The organism is Microbispora amethystogenes, assembly GCF_016863015.1.
In the GTDB taxonomy this organism is placed as follows: Bacteria; Actinomycetota; Actinomycetes; order Streptosporangiales; family Streptosporangiaceae; genus Microbispora; species Microbispora amethystogenes.
Genome location: NZ_BOOB01000121.1, coordinates 1 through 1,363 on the forward strand (window position 1 = coordinate 1; position 1,363 = coordinate 1,363).

A 1,363-nucleotide genomic window follows, 5' to 3' on the forward strand; every position below is an offset into this window, starting at 1 on the left:
GTGCCGCGTGTTCACGCGGCACCTCTGAGGCTTCCTGCTTCCTCGCGCTGTGCCAGGCCGGCGCCTGGTCTTATCTGCGCTCCACAGGCGTTTGGTCTCTCCGCCCGTCCGGCGGCGAGGACGTTCTTGGCGGCGTTGACGTCCCGGTCGTGGACCGCCCCGCAGGGGTAGGTCCACTCCCGGACGTTCAGCGGCATGGACGCCGCCAGTGCCCCGCATTCCGAGCACAGCTTGGAGGAGGGGAACCACCGGTCGATCCGGTGAAAGACCCGCCCGTAGAGCACGGCCTTGTATTCCAGCATGCCGGTGAAGGCCGACCAGCCCGCGTCATGCACGCTCTTGGCCACCCTGGTGCGCGCCAGCCCCGTGACCGCCAGGTTCTCCACGTAGATCGCTTGGTTGTCGCGGACTATCCGGGTGGAGAGCCGATGGTGGAACTCGCGGCGCGCGTCGGCGACCTTCGCGTGCCGGCGGGCAACCTTCTGCCGGGCCTTGGCCCGGTTGTTCGACCCCTTGGCCGTGCGGGACAACGCCCGCTGGGCCCGCTTGAGTCTTTTCTCCGCCCTACGCAGGAAACGCGGGGCGTCGATCTTCCGGCCGTTCGACAACACGGCGAAGTGCCCCAGCCCGAGGTCGATCCCCGTCTCGGGCTCGACCGATGGCAGGGGCTGCTCGGCGACCTCGATCACAAAGGATGCGAATTATCGGCCGACCTGGTCCTTGACCACCGTCACCGATGATGGTCCGGCGGGCAGGTCCCGCGACCAGCGCACCGGCACGTCTCCGATCTTCGGTAACCGTAGTTTCCCGCCCGCCGTGATGGCGAAGCGGGCGTTGCGGGTGAAGCGGATCGCCTGCCGGTTGTCCTTGCGGGACCGGAACCGGGGCGGGGCGACCTTCGGCCCCTTTCGTCTACCGGTGATGGAGGCGAAGAAGTTCCGGTAGGCGGTGTTCAGATCGGCAAGCGCCTGCTGTAACACCACGGCTGAGACTTCGCCCAGCCAGGAGCGTTGCGGAGTCCGCTTCGCCTGGGTGATGACCCGCTTGGACAACTCCCCGTCCGAAACGTACGGCAAGCCCTGCTCGCGGGCGTCGGTCCGTGCGCGCAGCGCATCGTTGAACACCACCCTGGCGCACCCGAAGGCCCGTGCCAGCGCTTGACGCTGACCCGGCGTCGGGGACAGGCGGTAGTTGTACCGGAGCCGCACACCATGATCTTACCGAAGGCGCATGGACGATTACAGGGAGATATCAGAACTGGCAGGCTCTCCGCTTTTCGTCCTACACGCACACGTGGTTGTCGTGACCACGTTCCGGCATCGGACCTTCACCGGGGCACACCTGGAGCGCACGGAGCAGATCA

1 pseudogene is annotated in these 1,363 nt (G+C 67.0%); it reads right to left on the bottom strand.

From position 1 onward, the window contains the following. Positions 1-11: 11 nt before the first annotated feature. Positions 12-1,208: pseudogene (locus Mam01_RS35955) on the bottom strand (RNA-guided endonuclease InsQ/TnpB family protein). Positions 1,209-1,363 lie beyond the last annotated feature (155 nt).